The organism is Candidatus Woesearchaeota archaeon (assembly GCA_021735165.1).
Lineage (GTDB): Archaea > Nanobdellota > Nanobdellia > Woesearchaeales > 21-14-0-10-32-9 > JAIPET01.
This window is the reverse complement of record JAIPHP010000009.1, coordinates 23781-46152: the sequence shown is the minus strand read 5'-3', so window position 1 is coordinate 46152 and position 22372 is coordinate 23781. Positions and strand designations below refer to the sequence as shown.

Annotated in this window: 30 protein-coding genes; 11 read left to right on the top strand and 19 right to left on the bottom strand. The window is 30.5% G+C overall.

Translation table 11 applies throughout. From position 1 onward, the window contains the following. Nucleotides 1-186: 186 nt before the first annotated feature. Nucleotides 187-1089 (top strand): DUF368 domain-containing protein, encoded by a 903-nt coding sequence (locus K9L97_03365; GenBank protein ID MCF7872050.1) that lies wholly within the window; start codon nucleotides 187-189, stop codon nucleotides 1087-1089. Nucleotides 1090-1241: 152 nt separating this feature from the next. Here the strand turns inward: K9L97_03365 and K9L97_03360 are convergent, their stop codons facing one another. The 5 genes from K9L97_03360 to K9L97_03340 form a co-directional block, all read right to left on the bottom strand. Beyond that, the gene (locus K9L97_03360) at nucleotides 1242-1904 is read right to left on the bottom strand and encodes a hypothetical protein (protein MCF7872049.1); all 663 of its coding nucleotides are present in this window, start codon (nucleotides 1902-1904) and stop codon (nucleotides 1242-1244) included. A 1-nt stretch (nucleotide 1905) separates the two neighbouring features. Beyond that, nucleotides 1906-2457: a redoxin family protein gene (locus tag K9L97_03355; GenBank protein MCF7872048.1), complete on the bottom strand. Its 552-nt coding sequence runs from the start codon at nucleotides 2455-2457 to the stop codon at nucleotides 1906-1908. 72 nt (nucleotides 2458-2529) lie between these two features. After that, on the bottom strand, nucleotides 2530-3810 hold the full coding sequence (locus tag K9L97_03350) for a Glu/Leu/Phe/Val dehydrogenase (protein MCF7872047.1): 1281 nt from the start codon (nucleotides 3808-3810) through the stop codon (nucleotides 2530-2532). A gap of 84 nt (nucleotides 3811-3894) precedes the next feature. Beyond that, nucleotides 3895-4392 carry a hypothetical protein gene (locus K9L97_03345; protein MCF7872046.1) on the bottom strand — a complete coding sequence of 166 codons (498 nt, stop codon included), beginning with the start codon at nucleotides 4390-4392 and terminating at the stop codon, nucleotides 3895-3897. A 42-nt stretch (nucleotides 4393-4434) separates the two neighbouring features. Continuing rightward, nucleotides 4435-5118, bottom strand: a complete 684-nt coding sequence (locus K9L97_03340; GenBank protein MCF7872045.1) for a class I SAM-dependent methyltransferase — start codon at nucleotides 5116-5118, stop codon at nucleotides 4435-4437. Nucleotides 5119-5205: 87 nt separating this feature from the next. Between K9L97_03340 and K9L97_03335 the strand changes: the two genes are divergently transcribed. Continuing rightward, nucleotides 5206-5913: a helix-turn-helix domain-containing protein gene (locus K9L97_03335; GenBank protein ID MCF7872044.1), complete on the top strand. Its 708-nt coding sequence runs from the start codon at nucleotides 5206-5208 to the stop codon at nucleotides 5911-5913. Here the strand turns inward: K9L97_03335 and K9L97_03330 are convergent. The 3 genes from K9L97_03330 to trxB all read right to left on the bottom strand — a co-directional run bounded on the left by K9L97_03330 (nucleotide 5910) and on the right by trxB (nucleotide 7616). Beyond that, nucleotides 5910-6194 carry a hypothetical protein gene (locus K9L97_03330; protein MCF7872043.1) on the bottom strand — a complete coding sequence of 95 codons (285 nt, stop codon included), beginning with the start codon at nucleotides 6192-6194 and terminating at the stop codon, nucleotides 5910-5912. The genes K9L97_03335 and K9L97_03330 overlap by 4 nt on opposite strands. Nucleotides 6195-6257: 63 nt before the next feature. Next, entirely contained in the window at nucleotides 6258-6644 is a 387-nt protein-coding gene (locus K9L97_03325) for a hypothetical protein (protein MCF7872042.1), read from the bottom strand. A gap of 51 nt (nucleotides 6645-6695) precedes the next feature. Next, entirely contained in the window at nucleotides 6696-7616 is a 921-nt protein-coding gene (gene trxB / locus K9L97_03320; protein MCF7872041.1) for a thioredoxin-disulfide reductase, read from the bottom strand. 163 nt (nucleotides 7617-7779) lie between these two features. Between trxB and K9L97_03315 the strand changes: the two genes are divergently transcribed. The 4 genes from K9L97_03315 to K9L97_03300 all read left to right on the top strand — a co-directional run bounded on the left by K9L97_03315 (nucleotide 7780) and on the right by K9L97_03300 (nucleotide 10204). Continuing rightward, nucleotides 7780-8025, top strand: coding sequence for a hypothetical protein (locus K9L97_03315; GenBank protein ID MCF7872040.1), 246 nt, complete (start codon nucleotides 7780-7782; stop codon nucleotides 8023-8025). Next, entirely contained in the window at nucleotides 7982-8359 is a 378-nt protein-coding gene (locus tag K9L97_03310) for a hypothetical protein (protein ID MCF7872039.1), read from the top strand. Before K9L97_03315 ends, K9L97_03310 begins: the two co-directional genes overlap by 44 nt. A 316-nt stretch (nucleotides 8360-8675) precedes the next feature. After that, nucleotides 8676-9734: a hypothetical protein gene (locus K9L97_03305; GenBank protein ID MCF7872038.1), complete on the top strand. Its 1059-nt coding sequence runs from the start codon at nucleotides 8676-8678 to the stop codon at nucleotides 9732-9734. A gap of 143 nt (nucleotides 9735-9877) precedes the next feature. Then, entirely contained in the window at nucleotides 9878-10204 is a 327-nt protein-coding gene (locus tag K9L97_03300; GenBank protein ID MCF7872037.1) for a hypothetical protein, read from the top strand. A 24-nt stretch (nucleotides 10205-10228) separates the two neighbouring features. Here the strand turns inward: K9L97_03300 and K9L97_03295 are convergent, their stop codons facing one another. Further along, a complete protein-coding gene (locus K9L97_03295) occupies nucleotides 10229-10510 on the bottom strand; it encodes a DUF134 domain-containing protein (GenBank protein MCF7872036.1) in 282 nt (93 codons plus the stop codon). A gap of 9 nt (nucleotides 10511-10519) precedes the next feature. Beyond that, nucleotides 10520-10669, bottom strand: coding sequence for a DUF5320 domain-containing protein (locus K9L97_03290; protein MCF7872035.1), 150 nt, complete (start codon nucleotides 10667-10669; stop codon nucleotides 10520-10522). Between the two features lie 105 nt (nucleotides 10670-10774). Here K9L97_03290 and K9L97_03285 point away from each other — a divergent pair, with 105 nt between their 5' ends. Further along, nucleotides 10775-11200, top strand: a complete 426-nt coding sequence (locus K9L97_03285; protein MCF7872034.1) for a hypothetical protein — start codon at nucleotides 10775-10777, stop codon at nucleotides 11198-11200. Next, nucleotides 11197-11994, top strand: a complete 798-nt coding sequence (locus K9L97_03280; protein MCF7872033.1) for a rhomboid family intramembrane serine protease — start codon at nucleotides 11197-11199, stop codon at nucleotides 11992-11994. Before K9L97_03285 ends, K9L97_03280 begins: the two co-directional genes overlap by 4 nt. Nucleotides 11995-12037: 43 nt before the next feature. Here K9L97_03280 and K9L97_03275 read toward each other — a convergent pair whose 3' ends face one another. The 4 genes from K9L97_03275 to K9L97_03260 all read right to left on the bottom strand — a co-directional run bounded on the left by K9L97_03275 (nucleotide 12038) and on the right by K9L97_03260 (nucleotide 16911). After that, on the bottom strand, nucleotides 12038-12298 hold the full coding sequence (locus K9L97_03275; GenBank protein ID MCF7872032.1) for an HU family DNA-binding protein: 261 nt from the start codon (nucleotides 12296-12298) through the stop codon (nucleotides 12038-12040). A gap of 115 nt (nucleotides 12299-12413) precedes the next feature. Further along, nucleotides 12414-12782: a metal-dependent hydrolase gene (locus K9L97_03270; protein ID MCF7872031.1), complete on the bottom strand. Its 369-nt coding sequence runs from the start codon at nucleotides 12780-12782 to the stop codon at nucleotides 12414-12416. A gap of 99 nt (nucleotides 12783-12881) precedes the next feature. Continuing rightward, a complete protein-coding gene (locus tag K9L97_03265; protein ID MCF7872030.1) occupies nucleotides 12882-13493 on the bottom strand; it encodes an alpha/beta fold hydrolase in 612 nt (203 codons plus the stop codon). 1927 nt (nucleotides 13494-15420) lie between these two features. Further along, entirely contained in the window at nucleotides 15421-16911 is a 1491-nt protein-coding gene (locus K9L97_03260) for a leucyl aminopeptidase (protein MCF7872029.1), read from the bottom strand. A 285-nt stretch (nucleotides 16912-17196) separates the two neighbouring features. Between K9L97_03260 and K9L97_03255 the strand changes: the two genes are divergently transcribed. Beyond that, complete coding sequence (locus K9L97_03255) at nucleotides 17197-17727, top strand: hypothetical protein (protein ID MCF7872028.1); 531 nt, start codon at nucleotides 17197-17199, stop codon at nucleotides 17725-17727. Here the strand turns inward: K9L97_03255 and K9L97_03250 are convergent. From K9L97_03250 to K9L97_03240, 3 genes are all read right to left on the bottom strand, one after another. Further along, nucleotides 17724-18416: an FAD-dependent oxidoreductase gene (locus tag K9L97_03250; GenBank protein MCF7872027.1), complete on the bottom strand. Its 693-nt coding sequence runs from the start codon at nucleotides 18414-18416 to the stop codon at nucleotides 17724-17726. The two genes, K9L97_03255 and K9L97_03250, sit on opposite strands and share 4 nt — an antisense overlap. Nucleotides 18417-18740: 324 nt before the next feature. Then, on the bottom strand, nucleotides 18741-18980 hold the full coding sequence (locus K9L97_03245; protein ID MCF7872026.1) for a DUF5654 family protein: 240 nt from the start codon (nucleotides 18978-18980) through the stop codon (nucleotides 18741-18743). Between the two features lie 214 nt (nucleotides 18981-19194). Continuing rightward, the gene (locus K9L97_03240) at nucleotides 19195-19551 is read right to left on the bottom strand and encodes a peroxiredoxin (GenBank protein MCF7872025.1); all 357 of its coding nucleotides are present in this window, start codon (nucleotides 19549-19551) and stop codon (nucleotides 19195-19197) included. A gap of 89 nt (nucleotides 19552-19640) precedes the next feature. Here K9L97_03240 and K9L97_03235 point away from each other — a divergent pair, with 89 nt between their 5' ends. Further along, the gene (locus tag K9L97_03235; protein MCF7872024.1) at nucleotides 19641-20042 is read left to right on the top strand and encodes a hypothetical protein; all 402 of its coding nucleotides are present in this window, start codon (nucleotides 19641-19643) and stop codon (nucleotides 20040-20042) included. A 16-nt stretch (nucleotides 20043-20058) separates the two neighbouring features. Here the strand turns inward: K9L97_03235 and K9L97_03230 are convergent, their stop codons facing one another. Next, the gene (locus K9L97_03230) at nucleotides 20059-20670 is read right to left on the bottom strand and encodes a superoxide dismutase (GenBank protein MCF7872023.1); all 612 of its coding nucleotides are present in this window, start codon (nucleotides 20668-20670) and stop codon (nucleotides 20059-20061) included. Nucleotides 20671-20824: 154 nt separating this feature from the next. Between K9L97_03230 and K9L97_03225 the strand changes: the two genes are divergently transcribed. After that, nucleotides 20825-21532 carry a hypothetical protein gene (locus tag K9L97_03225; protein ID MCF7872022.1) on the top strand — a complete coding sequence of 236 codons (708 nt, stop codon included), beginning with the start codon at nucleotides 20825-20827 and terminating at the stop codon, nucleotides 21530-21532. 1 nt (nucleotide 21533) lies between these two features. Here the strand turns inward: K9L97_03225 and K9L97_03220 are convergent, their stop codons facing one another. After that, the gene (locus tag K9L97_03220; protein MCF7872021.1) at nucleotides 21534-22370 is read right to left on the bottom strand and encodes a TIM barrel protein; all 837 of its coding nucleotides are present in this window, start codon (nucleotides 22368-22370) and stop codon (nucleotides 21534-21536) included. Between the last annotated feature and the right edge of the window lie 2 nt (nucleotides 22371-22372).

Here is a 22372-nt window from a genome sequence, read left to right as displayed (position 1 = left end):
TAAGGCCACACATGGCTCTTAGATTTAATGTTCTGGAAACACCAGAACAAGCCTTTCAACGAAAGTTGAAAGCGGAGGTTTAATAAATGATAAAACGAAAAAAGGTATCGAAGGGAAATACTTACAGGATAACACACTTAATCTAAAAGAGGAAAACATATAAATAATAATGTCGCTTTTGATTTTATGAAACAGGAGAGATTATTACACATTTTTTTTACTTTTCTTAAAGGTATTCTTATGGGAATGGCGGATTTAGTTCCCGGAATCAGTGGAGGAACCATTCTTTTTATTACAGGAATTTATGAACGTTTTATAGAGGGTATAAAAAACATAGCTGTTTTTGGGAAAACCTTTTTTAAAGAATTAATTACCGGGAAGAAAATTGATTTAAAATCCTTACTTAAACTTGTTGACTTTAAGTTTTTCATACCTTTAATCGTAGGAGTTATTTTTATTGTTCTTGTTGGTTCAGGATTTATTTTATTCATGCTAAAAAGTTATCCTGCTCAAGTTTTTAGTTTATTTGCAGGATTAATAATAGCTTCAACCATCATTTTATACAATGAAATAGGCAAGAAAAACATTTATACAAATTTATTTCTTGTCTTAGGTTTGCTATTTGGGTTATTGGTGAGTGTTTTGCAACCTGTAAAAGAAGGCAGCGCATCCTATGTAACAATATTCTTTGTAGGGATGGTTTCTTTATTGGCGATGATGCTTCCTGGAATCTCAGGTTCTTACATGCTTATATTGATGGGAAAATATGAATTTATGCTAGGAGTTGCACATAACATAACTTCTAAATACTTATATGCTCTATTTTTTGGTCTTGGAGGTGTTATAAGCTTATTAGTGTTTAGCAAATTGCTCTCTTATTTACTAAAAAGCCATAAATCTAAAACATTTGCTTTTTTAACAGGATTGATGTTTGGAGCATTATATAGTCCTATAACAACAGTTTTGGCAAGCTTAAATAATACTTTGTCTGTTTTTGTTTCAGTTATTTTTCTTATAATAGGAATAATTCTTGTTTTAATAATTAATAAGTTATCAAGAAAGAAAATAGTAAGAGACACAATTGTTTAGTCCTAACAAAGGACTCCTTGGAAGGAGCCCGTTTCGTGGAGGTTGCTAGGACATTATTCGGAGAAGGAGTCATAACTCCCAAATATTTAGAACAATTGTTTTTATTTTTTTTAATGCTTTATGAACTATAAATATAGAACTCAAATCTATTACTAACCAAATATTTTGAAATTAAAAACTAGATAATACATGCTTATTAGAAGCATTATTATTCCTGCAATAATATTTACTAATTTTGAATTTTTTGTTAAAAATCCTATGATTTGTTTGCTGAACTTTTGGGTTGCCACAGATAATATGAGTAAAGGAAGCGCCATACCTATTGCGAAAAATAGAAAATTAAGCATGTTCCCTAAAAAGCCAGTTGTTGATATTGCTCTTGTAAAAAACACAGCTAATATTCCGGGATTGCATGGAATTATTATTGCACCAAAAAATAAACCGTAAAGTAATGCTGCAACATTAGGTTTTTTACTTGTTGGAACTTTTAGTTGTTTAATTTTGAAAATGTTGATATTAAAAATAAGAAGTATGCTAAATAATGCAAGGATGATAAATGCTATTGGTGAAATTATTTGGATAACATTAGTTAGTGAAACTTGAAAGATGGTTGTAAATATAAATCCTAAAGACAACATGAATGTTAGTAAACCTATAGAAACAAACAAACCAAGTTTTAAAGAATTTTTTTTAGCTGTGCTTTCATTTGTTAAAAATGCTATGAATCCTGGGTATAGTGGTAGAATACAAGTAGCAGTTATAGGAGCTAACAAACCTAAAAGAAAAGAACTCCACAAACTTATAATAAAACTCATTTTAACAACCCATTTTTATTACTTCTTTTAAATCCTCTACAGTTTTAACGCCTGTAGGTATTAATGTATATGACTGATCTTCACATATTCTTACTATTGGTGCTTGCGGCGCATTTAAAATAACAAATCCGAATTCATTCATCAGCTGATTCATAAAATCAGAAGGCGCTATTACATATCTCCACGAATATTCATTTTCTTCAATATGTTTTTTAACAATTTTTTCATCCTCATTAGGATCTGCGTTTATAGAAATAAAAACTACATCTTCCCCACATTCATTAAGACATTGTTCGTTGAATTTTTTTATTTCATTTTGTTGCTGTTTACAATTGACGCACCAAACTGAAAAGGTCTCCATCATTACTTTTTTCCCTTTAAAATCTGATATTTTAAAAGTCTCGTTTGAATTTATATCTTTTAATTCATAATCAAGCCAATGAACAAATTCTTTTTGCGTTTCCAATTCATTGTTTGTTTGACTTTTAGAATTACATCCCGTTATTGTTAATATTAGAATTATCATAAATAATAAATATGTAGACTTTTTCATTTGATTTAGTCTATTTTTTTCATTTAAAACATTTATGGAATAATGTTATTAAATAAAAAGATTTAGAAGCACTTAACGAAATGTTTCCTCGGTGCCTTTGCTTTCAATTGCGTCCCCTATAAGTTTTAGTGCTCTTACATACGCAGCAGTTCTCATATCAATCTTTTTTTCTTCCATTATTTTGTATATGTCATTAAATGCAGGAACTATTTTTTCTTTCAGCTTTTTTCTTACTTCTTCCAAGCTCCAATAATATCCTTGCCTATTTTGCACCCATTCAAAATAACTAACTGTTACTCCTCCAGCATTTGCCAGTATGTCTGGAACAACAAGAATTCCTTTCTTTTCAAGAATTTCGTCAGCTTCAGGAGTTGTTGGTCCATTAGCAACTTCAATTATATATTTTGCTTTAATTTTTTCAGCATTTTCTTTAGTTATTTGGTTTTCTAACGCGGCAGGAATAAGGATATCACATTCACATTCTAACAGTTCTTCATTTGTAATTCTGGAATGATCTTCAGTGTCTGCAACCGATCCCTTGTAGTATTCTTTGTCAATCATGCCTTTAGCTTTTTTTGAGTCCATAATAAGGTCAGGATTTAAATAGCAATTATTACAGTAAATGCCTCCTTTACTATCGCTTAATGCAACAATCCAAAAACCATCTTCATATAGCATTCTTGCTAAATTGAATCCTGCGTTGCCAAAACCTTGAATTGCTACTTTTAACTCTTTAGGATTAAGTCCTTTTTTTGCAATAAGCTCTTTTATTACATAATAAGATCCTTTAGCAGTAGCTTCATCTCTTCCTAATGAGCCTCCCATACTAACAGGTTTTCCAGTTATTACAGCTGGCTGAATTTTTCTTGTTATTTTATTGTATTCGTCACTCATCCAGCCCATAATCATAGCGTTTGTATAAACATCAGGAGCGGGTATGTCTCTGTCAGGACCTACTACGTCTGCTACAGCGGCCATGTACCCTCTTGATAATTGCTCTAATTCGTGTTTTGTGAGTTCTTTAGGATTAACTATTACGCCTCCTTTTCCTCCCCCGAAAGGAAGTCCGGCTACTGCGCATTTGAAAGTCATCCAAAATGAAAGTGCTTTTGCTTCGTCTAAGGAAACATCTGGGTGGAATCTTATTCCTCCTTTTGTAGGTCCGAGTGAATCGTTATATCTAACTCTATAGCCTTCGAAAGTTTTTAATTTTCCATTGTCCATCCTTACAGGTATGTTGACTTGTATGGCTTCTTTTGGTCTTGAAAGAATCTCGTGAACATCGTTGCTTAACTTAATTTGTTTGAATGCTTTTTCCAATTGTTTTTGTGCGTTTTTGAATATTTCTGACATGATTATAACCTCAACACTATGAAAATACTTTCAATTTATAAGCTTAATGGTGAACATAATAAAACAGCAGTTATTTTGAAGTATTTATTTATCTGATTCTAAAAAGTCAATAAATAGTCTGTATGTTGTGTAATCTTCTTTATCTATGCTTCTTGCTCCAAAATAATCTGAATTAACTTCGAATCTTTGCTGAAGCAATGTGTTACTTCCCGAAAATTGTTTTCCTAAAATCATAGAATCTCCCGTTGAAATGCTGTCAAAAGGAGGACAGTCTGCCATGATTATTTCATATATGTCTTTGTTTTCTTTAGTTACTGTGTCTCTATATTCCAAGCAATCATATTCTTTGTTATATTCTAGTGTGAATTTAGGATTATCTATTACGTATTGCATTATCTTTGTTGCAAGTTCCTCTTTGAAATTTTGTTCTGTCCATTCGTAGCTGTATTTTTTTGAAGAATAATATTTGAATGCCATAAAACCTAATATTGAAGCAATAATAGACCAAGCAAAAAGTTTCTTTAAAGATTTTTTATTTACTGAAAAATTCAAACTAAAATATTCTTTGTTGTTTTCTGTCATTTATTTCACTCCTTATTTTGTTATTCATGAAATCTAGTAATATCATTTTATTATGATCATTTCTTGTTCAATTATCAGTTTTGGTTTGTAAAGTGTTTGTTCCATATAACTTTCAATGAATATGAATTTATTATCATATTCTTCATCAGACGCAGTGTATAAAGTGCGACACAGATCTGCTAGTTCATAAAATGAAGGAGTTTCTATTTCTGTCCAGAAGTTTATTTTCTTTTCGGGTATTATAAGTCCTTTAAAATGCTCAAATCTACTTTCAGGGGTTAATGAAAAGACATGTTTGGTTAATTTATCAACATATCCTTTATTTGTGTTGTATGTTATTACTACTCTTCCATTTTCTTTTTTGTGTTTGAATATTTTTTCAAGTACTTTATCTGTTGTGAAATTTTCCCAAAAATAACCCCATACATGATTTACAAGTATTAAATCATATTTTTCATTAACTTTGGCATCTTCAAATTTTTCTTTTATAAAAATGTCTTCTTCATAATTTGTTTTTGGTAGTGTTGTTGGATCGCAAAAAGTTATTTTACTACCTATTGGTCTTATTTGTTGAGATATCTCTCCTGTGTTTGAACCTATGTCTAGAATTGATGTTATATTTTCTAAATTCACATTATGTTTTATTATGTCTGCAATAATTTGTTTTTCTTTTGTAATTTTATTATATTTTTCTTGACAATATGCTTTGTTGTGTTTTCTTTTCATGTTACTACTAATAAGTGTTTTATATTTAAACTTATGTGGGAAATTGTCACCCATAAGAAATATAAACAAGTTCTGATTTATAATATTGTGAAAGAACAATTAGAAGCAATAGGTTTTGATTCAAAAGAAGCAGAAATATATATAGCACTAACAAAACTAGGTAAAGCAGGAGTTACAGAAATACTAAAAAATACTGGTATAGAAAGAAGAAGCATCTATGACATATTGGAAAGACTCGTTCAGAAAGGAAGAGCTAGTTATTATGAAGAAAATGGAACTAGAATATTCTCTCCAACAAATCCCAATGTGATTTTAGCAGAGCTAAAACACAGACAGGATTCTTTCGCAGAAATAATACCAAGACTTGAAGCACTAGAAACTCCCAAAGGAGCCAAAGTTGAAATACTGAAAGGAGAACAGGGTTTGATGACGGTATTTTATGAAGTAATAGAGTCAGGTCTTGTGCACTATTCTTGGGGAGATATAAGTCCTCTTATATATATTGAAAAATATGCAAGAATAGTAAAGAAGTTTCTTAGTCAATTAGAAAAGAAAGGGATGGTTGAAAAAATAATCTATGCAAAAGGGGATCCAATCTCTAAAATAAAAAAAGGTGAATATCGCGCTTTAGACAAAAAGCTAATTCCTCCTGCACCTACTTTGATATATGGAGATGTAACAACGCAATACGTTTACACAGAACCATTAACTATAATAAAAATAACTTCAAAAGAAATAGCCCAAACGAATTTAGAATACTTTAAACATTTCTGGAATATAGCAAAGAAAGTTTAATTTTTATCTTTATTATTACAAGTGTTATTGCATTTATCATCACAATCATCACATGAAACACAACATGTATGATCATCCATTTTTCTAGGACTTGTGCCTTCATCATACTTACTTAAAATACTAAGGGCTTCATCATATTTTCTCTTAGCTTCTTCATCATGTATTGAAGGCTCTGGAGCCTTAGCTACTGAAAACTTTTTCCTACTACAAAGAGGGCAGTGTTCAGGCGTATTATTTCTCTTAATTTCAGCACCACAACTTTCACAAATAAATAATTTCATAAAATCAGTAATTTGTACTAGTATTTATTATTTTTTGATTAAAAATAAAGAAAAAAGAAATATTTAAGCCATTTCTTCAGAGGCTATGCTTTTAGGAAAAATAAATTTTGATTCTTTTACTTTGACAACAGCAAAAATTCTTGTTTCTTTTCCATAGTTTATTATGTAATGAGTTCCCGCTTCAGAGAATTGCGCTTCAATGATTTTGGTTTCGCCAGGTAAAATAGCTATTGTTGATTGCATATTTGATTTGCCTTCAGCTTTCAGAGAACCTCCTGATACGGCTAAATGTAAAGTTGCAGATTTAGGGCTGTTTGTAAAAACAAATCTATTCAACTGATTTTGCTCAGCATTAATCATATACGTTTTATCTTCTATTATTGGAAGAACATTAGCACTAGCAAAAGAAACAACTAACAAAAAAATTATGAAATAAACAAAGTATTTCATGATTGTCCACCCCCTAAACACTTAATAAAAATATGCAGTATTTAATATTATCTATTCTAACTGTTCCAAATATTTTTCAACTTCCATAGCAGCTCTGCATCCAGAGCCAGCGGCCGTTATTGCTTGTCTATACCTAGTATCATGAACATCTCCTGCAGCGAAAACACCTTTAATGTTTGTTTCATTTCTGGTATTCACTTTTAAATAACCATGATCGTCCATATCAAGCTTTCCTTTGAAAATATTTGTATTTGGTATGTGTCCTAAAGCAAGAAAAATGCCATCTGTTTTGAAATCAGCAACTTCTCCAGTCTTAGTGTCTTTAAGCTTAACTCCTGTAACTCCCGAGGTATCTCCTATGATTTCATGAATTTCTTTATTCCATTGCCACTCAATCTTAGGGTTCGCTTTAGCTTTATCTTGCATAATTTTGCTAGCTCTAAGCTCGTCTCTTCTATGCACAACAGTTACTTTATTAGCAAACTTTGTTAGAAAGGTCGCTTCTTCCATAGCGCTATCTCCGCCGCCTATAACGATAACTTCTTTGCCTTTGTAAAATGCACCATCACAAGTAGCACATGTGCTAACGCCTTTTCCTTTGAACTTTTCTTCTGATTCTAAACCAAGCCATCTGGCACTGGCTCCAGTAGCAACTATCAATGCTTTGCTTAGAATTTTTTCTCCACTCTCAAGAGTGATTTCAAAACCGCCTTTAATTTCTTTAAATTCTATCGCCAAACCAAATTTATGTTTTGCACCGAACCTTTCAGATTGCTTCTTAGCATTAGCAGTAAGTTCTGGCCCTGTAATTCCCATATGAAAACCAGGAAAATTATCCACTTCAGTAGTCATAGTTAATTGTCCTCCTTCTTGCATGCCTGAAATTACTAAAGGCTCTAAATTGGCTCTAGCAGTATATATTGCAGCAGTTTCTCCTGCAATACCAGTTCCTAAAATAATAACATTTTCCATAATAACACCTCGACGATTCTAATATTTTTAATAATGGTTGTTGATTTATATACTTTATTGAGGACTTATTAGTATTTTCATTTTTTGCGGTACTGATATGGAATTTGAATAAAAAGAAACATAAACACTTTTCATTCTTTGTTCTTAGTTAGATGTGCTTTTTTTGTTTCTAAGTAAAATTGGAGCAAAGATTTTCATCATTTCAATTAATTTGAAGATTTTATCAGAAAAACATTTATTTGAAAGAAATTACAAGTTAATTACAATAGGCATATCTTTATTGTCAAACCAGATAACTGGAGTTTTCAAAAGAAGAAGGCCTAAAGATATTGATATGAAAATAAAAGAAAAATTGAGGGAATCAAATGGAAATAAAAGAAATGCAAGAATACATAAAAGAATTCAATGATGAAAGAGAATGGAGTCATCCTAGAAGTATTAAAGATTTAATGCTTAACATGAATGAAGAAATAGGAGAATTTTGGAATATTATTAAATGGGTTGACACAGAAAAACAAATGCAACTAATAAAAGAGAACAAATCAGAAGTTGAAAATTACGTTGGTGATATGCTTTATTTAATATTCAAAGTTGCATATCTTTGTGATGTTGATTCGGACAAAGCAATAAAAGACGTAATGGCTGAATATGAGAAAAGATTTCCAAAAGATAAAACTAAAGGGAATCATGCAAATAAACTTGCGGGTGGAATTGATTTGAAAGAAGAGATGGAAGAGCAGTAGAGCAGTAGTTATTTTATTTTCTCTGCTCGTTCATATTTAGCCAAAAATGAGTTCTTCTTATGTATGAAAGTTATAAAGTTCCTCTTTTAAGATGGATGTGAATAGCGTCTTGCTTTGTTTGTTTAAAAATCTGCGATTAAGAACTAATCGTTAGAGCTCCACATTTTAATGTGGAAATAGATTGTTTCGACATTTTTTTACTTTTGCAAATGTTTTGTTTTTAATAAATTAGTGCATGAATATGCATGGATCTATTTTAGTAATAAAATTAATAAAATTAATCAAATTTATATATTGTGCTTGTATATTCACAGTAATGAAAAGCTTTAAGCTCTATGACGAACCATTGAAAGCATATAATGATATTCTTTCGGATATCATTAAAGCTAAAAAATCTATTTACATAGAAGTTTACATATATGCAGGCGATTCAATAGGTCACAATTTTAGGGAGGTTCTTGAAAAGAAAGCGCTTGAAGGTATAAAAGTGAAACTTCTCATAGATTCCTTTGGTTCGGAAGTTTCTGAAAGCTATTTTACTAAGCTCAAAACACTTGGTGCTGAAGTTAAATTTTTTAGAAAATTTCATCTAAAATGGAAATTTATTGCTGCGCATCATAAGAGAGATCACAGAAAAATGTATGTTATAGATGAGGAAATTGTTTATTTTGGTTCTTTGAACATAGAACAACAATGCCTCTTTTGGAGGGAGTTAGTGATAAATATTAAAGGGTCTATTGTAGAACAGTTTGTAAAAATATTTATGAAGAATTTTAATAAAAGAAAATTTCATTTTCCAAATCCTCTAAAAAGAACTAATAAAATAAAATATAAAGATTTTGAACTAATTGCAGATAAGCCAAGTCACATTTTTCAAAGCATAAAAAACAGGCATATAAAACTTATAAATAAAGCAAAATCAAGAATTATATTGGAAACGCCTTATTTTGTACCGGATTTGCATTTTACAAACGCACTAAAAAAAGCGGCGAAGAGAGGAGTAAAAATATTTTTGATAACTCCTAGAATATCGGATGTAAAAACAGTAGATTTGTTGAAAGAAAGATATTTAGGGAAATTACATAAATTTGGAATAAAAATATATTACTACGAACCAAAAATTCTTCATGCTAAACTTTCTATCATAGATGATGCGTTTCTTATAAATACTGCGAACCTTGATTATAGGAGTTTTCTTCATCAGTATGAATTAAGTCTTTTAGGAAGAAATAAATTAATAATGAAAGGCTTAGAGAGTCATATAAAGCAATCAATAAAAGATTCTTCTTTATTTAATTATGAAGTTTGGAAAAATAGGGGTTTTTTTAACAAGATGGTTGAAGATATTTTATATTTAGTAAAATGGTTTTTTTAAGATATGTTTGAGTGTTGATTGTGATGCTTTGAGTTTTCATTAATTTCGCGCATTATAGAACTTGCAATTTTCAAATTTATGATCACTAGCAAATGACAACATACCGAAAACTTTATAAACAAACGCATTTTATTGATAATACGATGTCGATAAATTTTAATTACTTAAATAAGTCTGTAGCAGACAATTATGTTTCTACAGCTACGAATTTGCCTAAATTTAGTTCTGACAAGTCCTCTTCGATAGATAAGTTGTTAGATAAAGTCACTTTACTAAGAAAAGGAGATGTTTATTTTAGAGGTTCGACAAATGGGCCGATAGTTAGAGCTTATGTTAAGCAAAAAAATGATGATAAAAACTATTTGAGTGCAATAAACAAGGCAGTTGATTTAGTTAGCTATTCATCTTCAGAATCTCAAAGATTAAAAGATTCTTACGCTTCGGATTCCGGTGCTAAATTCATTAGATAGGTTGTACTAGCCAATTTGAATTCTCTAGTTTGTTTTTTTAAGAACTATTGCTTTTCCTTCTACTAATGCCTGAGAAACCTTTTTTCTAGCAACTAATAATGTTCTGTGAAAAGTTGGTTGAGATATCTCCATCATATCTGCTGCGTCTTTTTGGTCTAATCCAAGAAAATCTTTAAGTCGCAGAACTTCAAGCTCATCTGGTTCTATAGTAATCTCTTCTAGTTCTCTCATCGGAACTCCTGCAGGCTTGAAGAAAGTTGCTTCTGGATCAAAGCTTATTCTTCTTCTATGTCTTGGTCTTGGCATTTAAACTCATTAATTTTGTTGTTGTCTTCTTCTAAGGCCTCTTCTTAGTCCTTGTCCTTTTTGTATTTCATTCTGGTCTTCTTTATCTGTGCATCTTCCTAATTTTCTTCCTGTTTTAGGTCCTTTTCCTTCAGGTCCTGTTCCATCAAATCCTGGCATTTTATTTACCTCCAGCGTTTTATCACGCTTAGTTATGAATATATATTCATAATACTATTTAAATTTTATGGAAAGAAATAAAAACAGCGAGCTTAAAATAACATAATGGCCAGTATAAAAATAAAACAATACGAGTTCGAACTAACAGAATATGACCTAAACATTCTAAAAGAAATATCAATTTCTTTATTTGACTTAAAACATAAAATTGAAAAATATCTCCTAATGAAGGAAATGTTTGAATCTTTCAACGTATCAATAGCAATAAAAAAAGCTACAGATCTAAGGAGACCAAATATTGATAGAGAATCTGAAACCTGGCGACATATTGAAAAATTAAAATCTATAAACAAACAACTTCAAAAACTAAAAAAAGAATTCGAATACATAAAAATAGCAATAATACAATTTCAAAAAAAACAAAAAACAACCCTTCTAAGTTCTCTAAACTCAATAATAGACGCGATAGAAAAAAAAGATTCAGACTTTAAAAACACTGTAAATAGAGCAGAAAACGAATTTATAAGATGAAAACAGAAATACAATCCGAAAGCAAATTCCTCTGGAAATTCATAGGACTTCTACTACTAACGCCAGCAACTCTTATACTTATGCTCTTTGGAAAAAGAAAACCAAAAGATCTTTTTGCTCCATTTAAATATCTATACCAATTCATATTTGAACCAAAATTCACAATAACACTAATAATCATAAACATAGCAGTTTTCATAATCTCATTGTTTCTTCCAGAACAAACCCTGCTCAGCTTGATACAATACCCTGCAGATTTACTGATAAGACCTTATACCTTAATAACAGCAGGATTTTTGCATGCAGGTATAGCACATCTTCTTGGGAACATGCTCGCATTATTCATATTCGGAAGAGTTCTTGAAAGAAAAATAGGTGCAGGAAAAACAGCAACAATATATTTTGGAGCACTCATAATTTCAGGAATATTCACATCAATAATAAACCTTTATATCCTAGAAAATAACACGCCAGGATTAGGAGCAAGCGGCGCAATAATGGGCTTAGTTGCAGCAGCAATACTTATAGAGCCATTCTATTTTACATATGAATTAATATTTCCTCTGCCAATAATGGTTGTAGGTTGGCTAACAATATGGCTGGACATAATAGGAATACTCAATCCTTCAGCAGACGGAATAGGACACTTCGCGCATCTAGGAGGATTCTTATCAGTAGCAATACTGTCATTTGTTATAGGCATAGAAAGCAAAACTAAAATGAAAAAAGGCCTAATAATAAACCTAATATCTTTAGCGATACTTATAATAATATATTACGTATCAATCAAATAAATCAAGAAAAATAAAAAAAATAAAAATAAAGTAAAACCAAAAATTAATATTTTGGGTTTTTACTTCCTTTAAAGACGAAAACAGTCTTTGCTGGAATTTTTAATTTAGCTCCAGTTGCTGGATTAACGCCCGTTCTAGCTTTTCTCTTTGAAAACTTGAAAGTTCCAAATCCTACTAGTTGTACAGGAGCTTTTTTAGCTGCTTTGTATACAGTTTTCATTGTTGCTTCAAGTGCTCTTTCAGCATCCGCTTTTGTAAATCCAGTTTCTTTTGCTACTGCTTCTACTAATTCTGCTTTGTTCATTTTCGAACCACCTCTCGAATTATATAACAACCCATCACTTCTCATATATAAACATTTCTATAATTTACTCCGAATCCTGCATAAACACTAATGATTTCAGATAAATAAGGAGTATCTAAAAAAATCTATCTAAAATAATATGTGCTAAAAAAGAAATAAAGAAGGACGCAAATAAAATCCAACTTTCAAACAAAAAGAATATTCCTAAACCCACAAAAAACCCAAAAATTACAGAATGAGGAGATCTTCTATGAAATTTTCCTTGTCTGCTAAATAAAACACTATAAATCTTAAGAATAAGTAAAAACGAACAAAGAATAAACCCTTGAAAAAAAGAAATAATGCCAATAAAAACTAAAATAATGAAAACTCCAGCAAAAGGCAATAATAACCTTGAGATCATAGAGCTCTTAGAATCAATGTCTGGTATCAATGCTCCTAAAACAACAACAAAAATCCAATAAAACAAAAATATATACGTCAACGAAACTACGCTATAATAAATACCAATTAACAAGAATAACGCTGCTAAACAAACAGAAAAAAACCAATGAAACAAATAGCCGCTAATTTTAACAACCTCCTACTCAAATAATATATTTTCAATACTTGTGTAAATACTTGGAAAAATCTCAGGATTCAACAAATCATTATGAATAAAATTCATCTTAGAACAGCTCATATTTATCAAAATTAAAGGCACGCCAGTCAAATTAAGATTTGGTAAAATGACAACGCCATCAGAAGCAAATCCATCCAAAAAACAACCAACACCACCAAACAAATACGTATTGTCAACTAATGTATTATTAACATTTGAATTAAGAGCCAAGATAAAATCACTATCTTTTTTCATTTCATCACATTCCCTTTTAGAACCAAAAACAGGACAAACATTGCTTATTGTCTTAGTTATGCCATTATTAGGTGTTCCAACCAAAATCATATTATTAATTTTTTCAGGACCATTATCTAAAACATATTTTCTAGAAACAAGACCTCCCATAGAATGTGCCAAAATATCTACTTTATTAGCTCCTGTTAAATTCAAAACATTATCTATAAAAAAATCTAATCTTTCAGAGTATTCAGATATACTAGCTTCATTAGAAATTTTATCTTCTCCTAAGACACTATCTAAATAATAAGAATACCTAAACAAAAAAGGTTTGTCAAACCCAGACAAAACGCCCATCGAACCATTTTCAATATTAAATAACCCTGCATGATAATAACGTCTATCATCAAAATTTTCAACATAATCATTGAAAATGTTGCTATTATACTCGGGCCTGTTATTTTTATTAAAACTGTGACCATGAAGCATTATCAAAGGAATTTTAGGTTCAAAGTCACATTCAAAACATCCATTATTGGCACAACAAATCTCTCCAGGATCAGGCAAGCTATAGTCCTTTGAAAGATTCTTCAATCTAAAATCTATTTCTTCCGAATCTAACTCAGGCAATAAATCTAGTTTTTTTCTGGAATTACAAACCCCTAAAAAATTATTGATATTGTTGATGACAACTGTATAATTAAATGCATCTAAACTCTTATTATAAGAAAAATTAATAGGTTCATCAAACAAATCATAAAAGTCATCTAACCTAGACTCCCAAGAAAAACCACTATAATTATCTGAAAATGAAAGATTATCAAAATAAATACAAGAATTATCATACCAGCTAATATTGTTATAAAACAAATCAGCCACAGAAGAATCATTACTTAGTAAAAAAGACTCAACAAGCAAATCTCGTCTATCGGAAACATCCTCAAAAAACAAATAAGAATACTCATCCACCAAAACATTAAATTCTTCTAAATTCTCTAAAATAAAAGAATAATTATAAACACCACCATAATTAAGATCTCTGATATCATTAGTAGCCCAATCATATTTAGATTTCCATAAATAAGAATAATTATTGCCTAAAAAAACAACATTAAAAGAAATGCTGTCAATTAAATGAGATTTATTAAGAATGCTCCTGGCTGCCTCGACAGAATAATTATAAGAAGTGATAAGACTATTTATCTCTAAATACTTTGATTTAATTTTAAATTCAGTCTCTTTAGCAAAAATCATCTCATCTTTAGAAACAACACCCTCAATAACATTAGGATTCTGTTCAACCCACAAACTACTAAATTCATCAAAAACAGATTGTGTATGATTTAATCTTAGTCTTATCAAAAGCAAAAATTCATCGAGATTCCTAAGCTTTATCTTTGAAATATTTTTTGATTCCAAAACAAAATCATAATATTTAAGACTAGAAACATCCAATTTTGCCAGATCAAAATAATCTTTTCTAAAATTATCTAACAACAAAATATCCTGCTTATTAGGCTCGAAATTAACGATAAACAAAGCAGAATCAGCAGTTTCTTTAAAATCATCAGAACAACCAAGAGTTTTATCAGGAACGCACTTTACATCTAAAGAATAAAGATACTTTCCAAAACCATAATTAGAAATCTTCTCCTCAAACAAAAACTCTAAATCATCGTTTAGCAATACAGAAAAATTATCAGCATCTCTAATTCCTCCGCTGGAAGTCAATTCATAAAAACATTTTAAATTACAATAATCCTTTACTTTTATTCCCAGATCCGCTCGTAATTCAAAATTCTCTCCTCTAACAACGCTCCTTTCTTGAAGGGAAGGATTCAAATTCAGATCTAAAGCATCAAAAAATTCATCCAAATAAATAAGATAAATCTGATAGGAACCAAGAACTAGAATAAGAAAAATAAACACCTTTACAACATTCGAAAATTTGATCATTACATTAAGATACAAATCAAAATATTTAAATACTTCCACAACAACAAAATGATGATATAGTTCTAGATTTTTTATTCATTGTCATTTCTCTGACTTTAACTATATATTAGAGAGACCAAAAAAGTCTCCGCGGAGGTTGTCACTATGGCAGCAAAAAAGAAAACAGCTAAAAAAGCAGCAGCAAAACCTGCAGCTAAGAAAGCACCAGTAAAAAAGAAAGTAGCAAAGAAGAAGTAAGAAGGTGGACCATATGAGAGGAGACGAATACGACGATGATGACTTCGACTATGGCGGCGATGATGAAGAATAATTCTTTTAACTTATTTTTTTATTTTTTTAAAAACAAATAAGTCAACAATCTAACACCCGCACCAGTGGCGTGTTTTGGCACATAAAATCTTTTTTTCTCAAAGTAAGCAGGACCTGCAATATCTATGTGGGCCCACTTAGCATTTTCAACAAATTTACTTAAAAAAACACCTGCTGTAATCGCGCCTCCATACTTTCCATTTCCAGGACTGCTAAGACTTTTCAAATCAGAAATGTCATTATCCATTTGATCCATATATTCTTCAAATAAAGGTAATTCCCAAACTCTATCATAACTACGAAATCCAGCTTCTTTAAGAGCTCTGTTAAGTTCATCATCAGTTCCCATAAGCCCAGACGCTTCATATCCAAGAGCAACCATACAAGCACCGGTAAGCGTGGCCAAATCAATAATTTTGTCAGCCTTTAAGTCCTTTTCAGCATAACTAAGAGCATCACCTAAAATTAATCTTCCTTCCGCATCAGTATTCTTGACTTCAACACTTTTTCCATTATACATGCGTATTATGTCTCCTGGTCTGTAACTTGAGCCAGAAATCATGTTCTCACAAGCAGGGATAACGCCTACAATATTTTTTTTAATGCCTATGTTGCTTACAGCATTCATAGTGCCGATAACAGCTCCTGCTCCACCCATATCTATTTTCATATCTTCCATGTATCCTGTGGGTTTAATGTTTAATCCGCCTGAATCATAAGTTATTCCCTTACCTACTAAAGCATATTTTTCCTTTGATTTAGGATTTCCTTTATATTCAATAATAATTAATTTTGGATCAAATCCTCCTCCACTACTAACTGCTAAAATGCCTCCCATTTTTTTCTTGATAAGCTCGGATCTGTTTAAAACAGTAACCTTCAAAGTCTTATTTTTTTTAGCAATCATTTTGCAAATCTTTTCTAAATAATCAGGATTCACAATATTAGCAGGCTCATTTACTAAGTCTCTGGTTAAATTAGTAGATTCTCCTATAATTTGTCCATGTCTTAAACCCAATGAAAATTTACTGCTCTTTTTACTCATATGAATGCTGATGTTGTTTATTGTTGTTTTTCTCTTATCTTCGGATATATGATTTTCAAAAGTGTATGTGGACATCAAAATAGATTCGCCTAGTGCAACTCCCAAGTCATATTCATCGAATTTATTATTTAAAATGTCTGTTAAATCTATTGTTAAGCTTGAAAATTTATCGATCTGAGAAGAATATATTCCATTATAAACGGCACGTCTTATATTTTCTAAAGAGACTTCATTTTCAAAGCCAAGACAACAAACAACAATTTTTTCATAAACAGAGTTTGTTATATGTACTGAAAGATATTCATCTTTTTTCAAAGAAAACTTTTTTCTTTTTACAGCATCTGCTATTTTTTGATGTAATTCAGGATTTAAATTTTTAAAGTAATCATGAGATTCATTGAACATTCCAACAACAAGAACTTGAGTTTTTGTATTAATTTCTTTGTCTATCTGTACATTTACCATTTTATTCAATGTCAATTTAAGAACTATATAAATATTATGACACTGTTAACTATTGCGTGCTAGTAGTCAGAAATTAATGTAAAAAAAATTTGGTGAAATAATCTATTTCCAGCCTTAAAAGATAAAGCTTTAATGATTTTTTCTTAATCGCAAATTTTTGAACATACGAAGCAAGATGTCATTCGTGTCCTTCTTAAAAGATAGATCTTTTTGGTTTTTGCATGTAAATAGATGCTGGCAAATTAATATAGCAATAGTTATAAATTAAACAAAACTCCTTCTTTTATGTTTTCACAACAAAATATACTTAAATCATGCCATTCTGAACAAGACATAATAAATCATCTAGAATCTTTAAACCAAATAATAGGTTATTTTCCAGTAGTATTTGAATATGACCCTTCTTATGATGTGCAATATAATTCAAAAGAAATATTCAATCAGAAAACCCGCTTATTTACATATCCTAAAATAGTTCATTATTCAAAAGAGACATTAAACGAACTTTTGGAATTAATAACTCCAAAGGATGTAAAGGTTTACAACAAAACGCTATTTAGGAAAGATGGCAAATATTTAAAAAATGGACGTGTAAGCTTTATAGAAAAAATAGGTTCAGAGTCGTTAACTTCTTCAATAATTTCAGAGGAAAACGAATTGGTAAAATCTAATAAAACTGAAAAAAATCTCTATAAACAAATAATTCTTCATTTATTTCCAAATGAATACATAGCAAGAAGTGTGCAAGAAGGAAAATTACAAATATATCAAATTTTATTTAAAGACTTAGCGCAATACAAATATGAAAAAATTTAATTATATCTTTCTTTTTTTATTTTATCTTCAGGAACTTTGTTGTCTTTAAGTAATTGTTCAGTTTCTAAGACTAGTTCTTTAAGCCCGCAAATATAATATGTGGTCTTTCCGTCTGGTTTAGGAATAAACTGTTGGACATGTCCAATTTTACCCTCCCAACTCTCTTTGCTAAGAACTGGAACAAATTTAAAATTACTATGTCTTTTTTCCATAACATCAAATTGTTCTTTCAAAAACATATTACTTAAAGTCTTAACTCCAAAAAGCAGAGTAAAGTTTTTATTAGGAAATTTCAACAAATTCTCTTTTAAAATACTATGAAATGGTGCAACACCAGTACCTGTGCAAATCATCACAATATTTTCGCTAGTGTCTTGCTCATCAAAAATAAATTGACCAAAAGGACCTTTTATCTCAAATTTATTGCCATGAAAAGACTCTTTTAATATTTCAGAAGCAAATCCGCCATCAACAATTTTAACTATTATTTCAATCATGCTATTATGGCTTGGGGGGTTTAAAATAGAATAAGCTCTCCATTTAATCTCTTCATTTTTCTCAAATTTAATTTGAATAAACTGTCCTGCTTTAAAAGAAAATTTATCAGGATGAGTAAATGAAATCCTATAAACTTCATCAGTGAGTTTTTCTTTAGTAATGAGTCCTGCAGTAAATGTGTGAATTTCCATAATTTCAAAAGAAAAAATAACTCTTTAAAACTTTTGCGTTTAGTTAGGACGTGTCCCAAATATCTGTATTGCCCTAGAGCTCAATTGAGAGAAACACAACGCGGAACACGTTAAAGATCTGCGTTTCTTAGTAAAAAACTTAGACTGCAAAGCAGCTAACATACTTTGCAATACGAAAAAGAAAGACCTAAGGACACATCCGTTTAGTCAAAAACACAGTATTGCTAGGCAATATGTCTATCAATTAGCACAAAATCAGTTTTAGTTAGTCTTTGAAACAAATAATATTTCTATAATAAGAAATAATAAATATAAATTAGATGTTCATTTTGCCTTTTCAACAGCTTTACCAACCCAAATAGCTGCAATAACCGCTATAATTGTAATTATTATTGCATAAACCCAGGGTCCGCCACTTGATACTGCACAAAGCGTTCCTGCACCTTCAGTTCCGCATGGACCTACAAATAATGCTTTTATGGCGTCGTTCCAAGCTAATGCTGCGACTAATCCAAATGCTGCAGTTACAAGCGCAGCTATTTTTTCAATTACTTCTTTTTTCATGAAATCACGCTCCTTAGTTACAATTAATTATGACGTAAATATAAAAATTTAACTAATTGTGTTGTCAATATGTCTCCTTTTATTTCTTTTAATCAAGATTGAGAGCTTTTATCAGGCCAATTAATAATATATTTTAATATTTCTTCTGCGTGTTCTTGAGGATTGACTTTAGGAAAATTTTTTTGAATTACGCCCTTTTCGTCAATAATATATGTTACTCTATGAATTCCCATGTACTCTTTGCCCATGTATTTTTTTTTCCATATGCTTTGTATTTAGAAATTAGTTTTTTATCTGGGTCTGACAACAAAGAAAATTTTAGACCGAACTTATTAGCAAACTTTTTGTGACTTTCCACACTATCTGCGCTAATTCCAAAGAGTACTGCTTTCTTTTTGAGTTTTTCCAAATTATCATTAAATGCACATGCTTCTTTAGTGCAACCAGGAGTATTATCTTTAGGATAAAAGTAAAGAATTATTTTCTTACCTTTATAGTCAGATAATTTTTGTGTTTTACCATCTTGGTCTTTTAATGTGAATGCTGGTGCTCTAGTTCCTTCTTTTAACATATTATCTTCACCTCGTAAAAATGTTCAACAAATCCAAAAATAATATAAATACTTAAATAAATTATGAACATAATATCCAGGTGAGAAAATTGGAAAACATAATAAAGTTGATTCAAGATCATCAAGCATTAAATAAAAACACTCAAATAGCTTTAAAAAATCTTATTTCTGTAGAATCCACTTCAAATTCCAACTTAATAAAATTACTCGAAGAATATGATTCTATTCTTGAAAAAAAAGCTCGTTTGTGGAGTGGTTATGCTAATTCTTTAGCTTCTGGAAGCTCTGGGAGTTTTAACAAATCTGAAGAAAAAATGTTAAATCAAAAACTCAATGAAATTTCTATACTTTTGAAAGATGAATTAAAATCTGTATTAGAACAAATTCAGAGGAATATAAAAAAAATAATATTGCTGCTTGATGAACAATATTTAGAAGAGAAAAAGGAAGAAACAATAGAATCAAAACTAAATGTTGTGAATTTTAAATAAAAATATAAAAAAGTTATTAGTTTTGTTTTGCATTTTTATAATTGTGGTTTGCTTGCTTCCAATTAATTATGTTAAAGAACGCTTCTATGTAATCAGGTCTTTTATTTTGATATTTTAGATAGTATGCGTGTTCCCAGACATCAAGTCCAATAATTGGCTTTTTTCCATCAGTTAAAGGATTGTCTTGATTAGGTGTGCTGACTACTGATAGCTGATCGCCTTCTAGCACTAACCAAGCCCATCCAGATCCGAATCTTGTTGCTGCTGCGTTTGAGAATTCTTCTTTGAACTTATCAAATGAGCCCCATTTGTTTTTTATTGCGTCTGCAAGTTCTCCTTCAAATGGAACATCTTTTTTTAATAAATCCCAGAACATACTGTGATTAAAGTGGCCTCCTGCGTTGTTCATTATAGTTGTTTGAATATCTGTTGGCAGTTTATTTATGTTTTTGATTAGTTCGCTTATAGTCATGTTTTTGAATTCTTCAGGTGCTCCTTCAAGTGCAGCATTTAATTTTTTTACGTATCCTGCGTGGTGCTTAGTGTGGTGTATTTCCATTGTTTGTGCATCTATGAAGGGTTCTAGTGCGTCATATTTATATCCTAATTCTGGTAGTTCGTGTGTCATTATTATCATCCTCTATGAATAAAGAATAAACGGTCATTTAAAGCTTTTATGAAATATGAATGGAATTTCATATGTTTTTGAGGTTTTGCTTTTAGGCATTATTATGCCTTTTTATAATAAGAATATTTAAAAATTTCTTTGTTACAATTGTTTTATGAAATATTTTTGGGAATCTTGGAAAAATACAACGAATCTTGAAAAGAAAGCAATCAAATCAGCTCTTGTTGCAAAAAAGATCATTCTTAGTAATGTTCCTAAAGATCAGATAATTGCTATATTCATAAAAGGAAGCTTTCCAAGAAGAGAACTGATTGAAAAGAGTGATTTAGATACAGTAACAGTGTTAAAATCAAAAAAGTATACAAGCAAACTTAAGGAATTAGAAAAAAAGTATAAGAAAAAATATGATCCATCAATACAGTTAAGCAATTATACTTTATACGAATTAAAAACATCCAGGGTTAAACCAGGAAGAGCATCAACAAGCAGGTTCGTAAAACATATTCCTTTGTATGAACAAATATATGGCGAAAAATTAGATACATCAAAGTTTCCAATTAAATCAGATGAACAAGATTATGTTGGCATGCTGAAAGCTTTTGATAGTATTTTCTTTCCAAATTATGAACAAAAGAAGATGGGTTTTAAAGATATAGCAAAACAGGTATTTTGGTTATATGAGAATGAACAAAAAGCCAAAGGAAGAACTCCCGAAAAAAGATGGAAAGTTATGGTAGAAAATTCTCCAGAAAATCATATTGTCAGAGAAGCTTATGAATTAAGACAAACAAAAAAAATCGATTCTAAAACAAAGAAAAAATTTATAGAGCACATAAAAAGATACGTATCAAAAAGATTATGATTTATTTTTCAAATGTTTTTTTCATTAGTAGTGCATCATGTTCTAAGTTAGGACTTTCTGATATTAATGTACCTTTGACTTTAAATTCTTTTAGGGTTTTCATTAGGTCTTTGTAGTTCATGTCGCTGTCTTCAAGGAAAAGATGGTTTTTTTCTCCTTTTTCTCCGTAGTTTATTCCAGACATGTGTATGTGCATGTTTTGTAAGGCTTCTTTTCCTAATGTTTTTTCTGTGTCTTCAAGGACTTGTTGGAATTCTGCTTTTGTATTATATTTTCCATTAGTTCTTGCATGCAGATGCGCAAAGTCAAAGCAGGGCATTACCTGCTCAAGTTCTTCTGATAGTTTTAAAATTTCTTTATAGTGTCCCCATTGTGTTGGTTTTCCTGTAGTTTCAGGTCTTATCCATATGTCGTTTCCAACGTCTTGTAATTCATCAATTATTTTTTTCATTTGAAACTTTACATGATCATAAACAGTTTCTTTTTCCATGCCTAAATAGAATGCTGCGTGAAATGTTAAACTCCAAACTCCTGCTGTTCTTCCTATGTGCGCTGCCTGCAATACTCTTGATCTGCTTGCACCTATTTTCTGAGATTCTTTTGCATTAAGATTTATGTAGTATGAGCCATGGGCTGTTAATGTTACGTCGTTTGCTTTTGCTTCTTCTGCTAGTTCTGCTGCTGTTGTTTTGTTTAGATAAACTGAATGCACAAAGGGTAGTTCCATTGCTTTTAATCCTAATTTTTTTATGTCTCTTAATCCGTCGAAAGTATCTCCTTTAACTGTAGTTATAGGTATTCCTGAGGTTCCGAATCTGAGTTCGTTTGGTTTGTTTATTT

What these genes read in the sequence shown, in the direction of transcription:
- K9L97_03255 (MCF7872028.1), top strand. Translation starts at nt 17,197, where the DNA reads ATGTTTTCACAACAAAATATACTTAAATCATGCCATTCTGAACAAGAC.
- K9L97_03355 (MCF7872048.1), bottom strand. Translation starts at nt 2,457, where the DNA reads ATGAAAAAGTCTACATATTTATTATTTATGATAATTCTAATATTAACA.
- K9L97_03285 (MCF7872034.1), top strand. Translation starts at nt 10,775, where the DNA reads ATGGCCAGTATAAAAATAAAACAATACGAGTTCGAACTAACAGAATAT.
- K9L97_03345 (MCF7872046.1), bottom strand. Translation starts at nt 4,392, where the DNA reads ATGACAGAAAACAACAAAGAATATTTTAGTTTGAATTTTTCAGTAAAT.
- K9L97_03290 (MCF7872035.1), bottom strand. Translation starts at nt 10,669, where the DNA reads ATGCCAGGATTTGATGGAACAGGACCTGAAGGAAAAGGACCTAAAACA.
- K9L97_03340 (MCF7872045.1), bottom strand. Translation starts at nt 5,118, where the DNA reads ATGAAAAGAAAACACAACAAAGCATATTGTCAAGAAAAATATAATAAA.
- K9L97_03275 (MCF7872032.1), bottom strand. Translation starts at nt 12,298, where the DNA reads ATGAACAAAGCAGAATTAGTAGAAGCAGTAGCAAAAGAAACTGGATTT.
- K9L97_03305 (MCF7872038.1), top strand. Translation starts at nt 8,676, where the DNA reads ATGAAAAGCTTTAAGCTCTATGACGAACCATTGAAAGCATATAATGAT.
- K9L97_03225 (MCF7872022.1), top strand. Translation starts at nt 20,825, where the DNA reads ATGAAATATTTTTGGGAATCTTGGAAAAATACAACGAATCTTGAAAAG.
- K9L97_03240 (MCF7872025.1), bottom strand. Translation starts at nt 19,551, where the DNA reads ATGTTAAAAGAAGGAACTAGAGCACCAGCATTCACATTAAAAGACCAA.
- K9L97_03300 (MCF7872037.1), top strand. Translation starts at nt 9,878, where the DNA reads ATGTCGATAAATTTTAATTACTTAAATAAGTCTGTAGCAGACAATTAT.
- K9L97_03330 (MCF7872043.1), bottom strand. Translation starts at nt 6,194, where the DNA reads ATGAAATTATTTATTTGTGAAAGTTGTGGTGCTGAAATTAAGAGAAAT.
- K9L97_03325 (MCF7872042.1), bottom strand. Translation starts at nt 6,644, where the DNA reads ATGAAATACTTTGTTTATTTCATAATTTTTTTGTTAGTTGTTTCTTTT.
- K9L97_03365 (MCF7872050.1), top strand. Translation starts at nt 187, where the DNA reads ATGAAACAGGAGAGATTATTACACATTTTTTTTACTTTTCTTAAAGGT.
- K9L97_03245 (MCF7872026.1), bottom strand. Translation starts at nt 18,980, where the DNA reads ATGAAAAAAGAAGTAATTGAAAAAATAGCTGCGCTTGTAACTGCAGCA.
- K9L97_03265 (MCF7872030.1), bottom strand. Translation starts at nt 13,493, where the DNA reads ATGGGCGTTTTGTCTGGGTTTGACAAACCTTTTTTGTTTAGGTATTCT.
- K9L97_03230 (MCF7872023.1), bottom strand. Translation starts at nt 20,670, where the DNA reads ATGACACACGAACTACCAGAATTAGGATATAAATATGACGCACTAGAA.
- K9L97_03310 (MCF7872039.1), top strand. Translation starts at nt 7,982, where the DNA reads ATGGAAATAAAAGAAATGCAAGAATACATAAAAGAATTCAATGATGAA.
- K9L97_03360 (MCF7872049.1), bottom strand. Translation starts at nt 1,904, where the DNA reads ATGAGTTTTATTATAAGTTTGTGGAGTTCTTTTCTTTTAGGTTTGTTA.
- K9L97_03250 (MCF7872027.1), bottom strand. Translation starts at nt 18,416, where the DNA reads ATGGAAATTCACACATTTACTGCAGGACTCATTACTAAAGAAAAACTC.
- trxB (MCF7872041.1), bottom strand. Translation starts at nt 7,616, where the DNA reads ATGGAAAATGTTATTATTTTAGGAACTGGTATTGCAGGAGAAACTGCT.
- K9L97_03260 (MCF7872029.1), bottom strand. Translation starts at nt 16,911, where the DNA reads ATGGTAAATGTACAGATAGACAAAGAAATTAATACAAAAACTCAAGTT.
- K9L97_03295 (MCF7872036.1), bottom strand. Translation starts at nt 10,510, where the DNA reads ATGCCAAGACCAAGACATAGAAGAAGAATAAGCTTTGATCCAGAAGCA.
- K9L97_03280 (MCF7872033.1), top strand. Translation starts at nt 11,197, where the DNA reads ATGAAAACAGAAATACAATCCGAAAGCAAATTCCTCTGGAAATTCATA.
- K9L97_03350 (MCF7872047.1), bottom strand. Translation starts at nt 3,810, where the DNA reads ATGTCAGAAATATTCAAAAACGCACAAAAACAATTGGAAAAAGCATTC.